This window comes from Stenotrophomonas sp. 05L44_2, from assembly GCF_056665995.1.
Genome location: NZ_JBFTNR010000289.1, coordinates 1 through 4810 on the forward strand (window position 1 = coordinate 1; position 4810 = coordinate 4810).

The 4810-nt window shown below is 68.2% G+C and carries 5 protein-coding genes; 1 reads left to right on the forward strand and 4 read right to left on the reverse strand.

Going from position 1 to position 4810, the window contains the following annotated elements; translation table 11 throughout:
- Together AC1VAN_RS11540 and AC1VAN_RS11545 are read right to left on the reverse strand one after the other, a co-directional pair.
- A partial coding sequence (locus AC1VAN_RS11540) for an MFS transporter (RefSeq protein WP_480985839.1) occupies positions 1 to 752 on the reverse strand: 752 nt, incomplete at its 3' end.
- Between the two features lie 154 nt (positions 753 to 906).
- On the reverse strand, positions 907 to 1824 hold the full coding sequence (locus tag AC1VAN_RS11545; RefSeq protein ID WP_480985840.1) for a LysR family transcriptional regulator: 918 nt from the start codon (positions 1822 to 1824) through the stop codon (positions 907 to 909).
- A gap of 141 nt (positions 1825 to 1965) precedes the next feature.
- On the opposite strand from AC1VAN_RS11545, the gene AC1VAN_RS11550 reads away from it, so the two are divergent.
- Entirely contained in the window at positions 1966 to 2406 is a 441-nt protein-coding gene (locus AC1VAN_RS11550; protein WP_480985841.1) for a universal stress protein, read from the forward strand.
- 170 nt (positions 2407 to 2576) lie between these two features.
- On the opposite strand, the gene AC1VAN_RS11555 is transcribed toward AC1VAN_RS11550, so the two are convergent.
- Positions 2577 to 4022, reverse strand: a complete 1446-nt coding sequence (locus AC1VAN_RS11555; protein WP_032975412.1) for a GGDEF domain-containing protein — start codon at positions 4020 to 4022, stop codon at positions 2577 to 2579.
- 185 nt (positions 4023 to 4207) lie between these two features.
- Positions 4208 to 4810: S-formylglutathione hydrolase (gene fghA / locus AC1VAN_RS11560; protein ID WP_480985842.1), on the reverse strand; the 603-nt coding region annotated here is incomplete at its 5' end.

The window sequence follows — 4810 nt, forward strand, 5'->3', positions numbered from 1 at the left end:
AGCGTGATCAACGACGAGTCGAACCAGTTCAGGCGCGGGCCCTGCACCAGGCCCAGTACCAGCAGCACCAGCGCCGGCAGGCCGAGCATCAGGCCGACGCCGTTGAACTGTGCGAAGCGCTCCAGCCGCAGGGGATCCTGTGGCAGGCCCCAGCCGACCATCGCCATCGCCGCCAGGCAATACGGCACGATCTGCCAGAACGCCCAGTGCCAGCCCACCTGCTCCACCCAGAATGCGGCCAGCGGGGTGCCCATGCTCGGCCCGAAGGTGGCGGTCAGTGCGTAGGCGGCCAGACCGTACAGCTTGATGCCCGGCGGCAGGAAGCGCAGCGCCACGCTCATCAGCAGCGGCGGCAACGCGCCCCCACACAGGCCCTGCAATGCGCGCAGCAGCAGAAAGGTCTGCAGGTTGGGGGCGAGCGGGCACAGCACGCCCAGCACCATGAAGCCGCCGATCATCGCCAGCGCAAAGCGGCGCAGCGAGAAGGTGGCTGCGCACCACGGTGCGAATGCCATCGCGCTGACCGACATGGCGCTGTACAGCGCCACGATCCAGCTGCCGTCATCGACGCTGAAACCCATCGCACCGCGGATGTCGGCCAGCGCGACCTTGGTGACGTTCTCGTTGAAACCCGACACCAGCACTGCCAGCAGCACACCGCACAGCCCAACCAGGATGCGCCGGTCGAAGCCGGGGGCAGCGACGGGCCGGGGCGCTGCCGGCGCCGCGGGCATGGCGGCCGGCGTGCTCACTGCCGGCTGCCGATCCGTGCAGTACACGGCATATATGGAGACATTGGATTGCGCTCAGTGAAACTTTCGGGAGCGCAGTCTAGAAAGGCCGTTGCCTGCGAAAAATGGCGTGCCCGGCATCGCAGGCGTGCGTACAACGCACGCCCGCGGGCAATCAGTGGTGGGCCGCCTCGACCGAATCGCACATGCCCTTGATCGCCCGCCGCAGCCACTGGTGGGCCGGGTCGTTGTCCATGCGTGGGTGCCAGGCCTGCACCAGCGCTACGGTCCGCACCGGCACCGGCAGCGGGAACATCCGCAGCGGCAGGCCCATGCGGGTGATGCGGTCGAGCATCACGCTTGGCATCTGCGGCAGCACCAGGTCCGAATCGGCGGCAGCAAAGATCGCGCCGTGGAAGGTAGGGATGACCACCGCCACCCGTCGTTGCAGGCCAAGCGCTGCCAGCTCTTCGTCGATCGGGCCATGCGCAAGCCCGCGCCGGGACACGGCGATGTGGTCGCACGCGGCGAAGCGCTCGACACTGATGTCGCCGTCGAACAACGGATGATCCTCGCGTGCCGCGCCCAGCAGCGAGGTGGTGAACAGGTGCTGCACCTTGGTTTCCGGGCTGTGCTTGCCGGCCGTGCTGATGTCCCGGTCGATCCGCCCCTGCACCATCGCATCGTCATCGGTATCGCCTTCGGGCACGAAGCGCAGCATGCAGCGCGGTGCCTGCTGGCGGAAGACATCACGCAGGCGGCCGCCATAGCTGCCGATGAACACATCGTTGGCGCGCACGCTGAACGTTCGTTCCAGCGTGACCATGTCGACCTCGCGGCCCGCATTGAACACGCGGTGTGCCTGCTCGATCACATCGCGCACCTGCTCACGCAGTTCCAGCGCGCGTGGCGTGGGAGCGAGCCCACGGCCGGCGCGCACCAGCACCGGATCACCCAGGGCTACCCGTACCCGGCCCAGGGTACGGCTCATCGCCGGCGCACTGAGATTCATCCGTCGCGCAGCGGCCGCCACGCTGCATTCGTCGATCAGCACATCCAGTGCCAGCAACAGGTTCAGGTCCGGCAAGGGCATGGCAGTCTCCCGCAAATGGGATGACTCTACTGCAATCCAGATCATCCATAATTGCGTTGTACGCACGCATTGACTGCGGCGCACGGCATGGGTGCGCGCGACGACATCAGCGACCATCAGCGCCCTGCAAAGGAGCTTTCYATGTTCAACACCCTGCTGGTCGCGCTTGATGGCGGCCCCCAGCACGACCGCGTGCTGGACCTGGCCGCCACCATGGCCGGCCCCCGCAGCCGCCTGCACCTGCTGTGCGTGCTTGACCCCGAATTCGCACTGGCCGCTGGTGCCACCGATGCCGACCGCCGTGAGTATCCCGCCGCCGCCCGGCAGCAGGCGCATGCCGAAGCGGTACTGGCCGACGCCCTGGCCGAGCTGCGCGARCGCGGCGTGGACGCCATCGCACAGCTGCCYTSCGGCGAYCCWGGCGAAGTGATCAGCGCGCAGGCGCGTCGCCTGCAATGCGACCTGATCGTCATCGGCCACCGCCATCTGTCACGCCTGCAGCGCCTGTTCGAGCCCTCGGTGGGGCAATGGACGATCGACCATGCGCCTTGCCCGGTGCTGGTGGAAACACGTGATCCGTAGGTATCGCCAGCATGGCAATGTACTGGCCTGCGGCGGCCTGACGCGGGCTGCCTGCCAGGGGAGTGCCGGCCGCTGGCCGGCAACGCCTGCGCCTGCTGGATCCGACCGGGCGGTCGCGCCAGCCCCGATCAACCACGCACTTTCCTGCCGTGGCAGTCGCGCAGCCATGCTCAACAGTCCAGCGTGTCGTGCGCGCCCCCGTCGTCGTCCAGCACGTGTGCGTGCAGGATCACCTGGTTGCGGCCCGCACGCTTGGCCGCGTACAGGCCGGCATCGGCATCGGCCAGCAACTGTTCGGCGGTGGCCAGCGCCGGCGGATGCAGGTAACCCACGCCCACGCTGATGCTGACCCGGCCTTCCGGCAGCGGCAGCGCTTCCACCGCCTCGCGCAGGCGCTCGGCCAGCGCCAGCACACCCGACAGTGGGCTGCCGGGCACGATCACCGCGAATTCCTCACCGCCATAGCGCGCCACGCTGTCGGCCGCGCGCCCGGCGGTGGCCTGCAGCACCGCGGCCACCGCCTGCAGGCAGCGGTCGCCGGCAGGATGACCGTGCTCGTCGTTGAATGCCTTGAAATGGTCGATGTCCACCAGCAGCAATGCCAGTTCGCTGCCGCTGCGACGCGCCCGGTTCCATTCGGCCAGCAGCAGCGTATCGAACTGACGGCGATTGGCTACGCCGGTCAGGCCATCCTGCCGCGCCATCTGATCCAGGCCGGCCTGTCGTTCCAGCAGGTCGAGCTGCAGCAACGTGCTGCGCAGGCTGAAGCCAAGCGTTGCCACCACGAACCCGGTCAGCGCCAACGGCCGCGCGTGGTCCACCACCAGGGTGCCGACCACCAGCAGCAACAAGGGCAGGATGATCGGTCCACCGGCCTGCACCAATCGCAGCAGGCGAGGATGCAGCACGAAGCCCGGTGCGGGTGCCTGACGCAGCGCCAGCAGCGCCAGCAGCAGGAACGGCAGGTCGATCAGCAGATCGTTGTAGGCGCCGAACGACTGCTCGGCGGTGTAGTGATTGATGTAGAACGCCAGCAGCAGATAGGACAGCGCATACAGCGCCAGCGCGCGGTAGAAGCTGCGCCGTTCAGGCGCATCGCCGGCGACCCAGCGCACCACCGCGAAACCGGCGATGCACAGGTTCTGGATGTCGAACATGCGCTGCATGTGCGCCATCGCCTGGTCGTCGATATCGATGCGGTCGGCGAAGGACTGGGTATGCACGAAGAACAACACGCCCAGCAGGGCCGCCATCACGCCGTCGATCAGGCTGATGGTCCAGCGTTCGCGACGGGCGCGGGCCAGGATGAACACCAGCGGCACACCGTACAGCACATACAGCAGCAGGCTGGCGCGCGGGGTGATGTCGGCCCGTCCGGCGCCCAGTGCGTCGGCCATGTTGAAGGCCATGCCACCGGCCCAGAGCAGCAGCGCCACTGCAGTGGCACGCCAGCCCAGCGCAGCACGGTCGCGCTGACCGCGCCACAGGCAGGCCGCAGCCGCCAGCAGGGGTGCCACGGTCAGGAACACGAACGATCCCTCACCGGCCGCACCCGGCCAGAACGCCACGACCACGCCATGGCAGATCAGGAACATCAGCGCCAGCACAACCAGCATGCATCCCCCATGCGCAAGGCCGTATGGCGGCACGATAGCGCGCCGGCACGCCACAGCGGCGTGATCCACTGCGGCAAAACGGCACTCCGGGCACACGCTCTGGTCGTGCCGGCCACTGGCCGGCAACCCCAGGGAATCACGGGTCTGCAGGTTGCCGGCCAGCGGCCGGCACTACCAGCAAAACGTCAGGCGTGCAGCGCGCGGGCGTGGTGCGCGATGTGCTCGCCGATGAAGCTGGCGATGAAGTAATAGCTGTGGTCGTAGCCGGGCTGCAGGCGCAGGCTCAGCGGATGACCGGCAGCATCGCAGGCCTGCTGCAGGCGCTGCGGCTGCAGCTGGCTGTGCAGGAACTCATCCCCCTCGCCCTGGTCAACCAGCAGCGGCAAGCGCTCGCCGGCGTGGGCCACAAGTTCGCAGGCATCCCACTGCGCCCAGTCGGCCGGGTTGTCACCAAGGTAGGCGGCGAATGCCTTCTGCCCCCACGGCACGTGGCTGGGTGCCACGATCGGCGAGAACGCCGACACGCTGCGGTAGCGGCCGGAGTTGCGCAGCGCGATCACCAGCGCGCCATGGCCGCCCATCGAATGGCCACTGATGCCTCGTGCGTCGGTGGCCGGGAAACCCGCCTCGATCAACGCCGGCAGCTCGTGAGCGACGTAGTCGTGCATGCGGTAGTGCTTGGCCCACGGCTGCTGTGTGGCGTTGAGATAGAAACCCGCGCCCTTGCCCAGGTCATAGCCCTCGGCATCGGCCACGTCATCGCCGCGTGGGCTGGTGTCCGGGGCGAC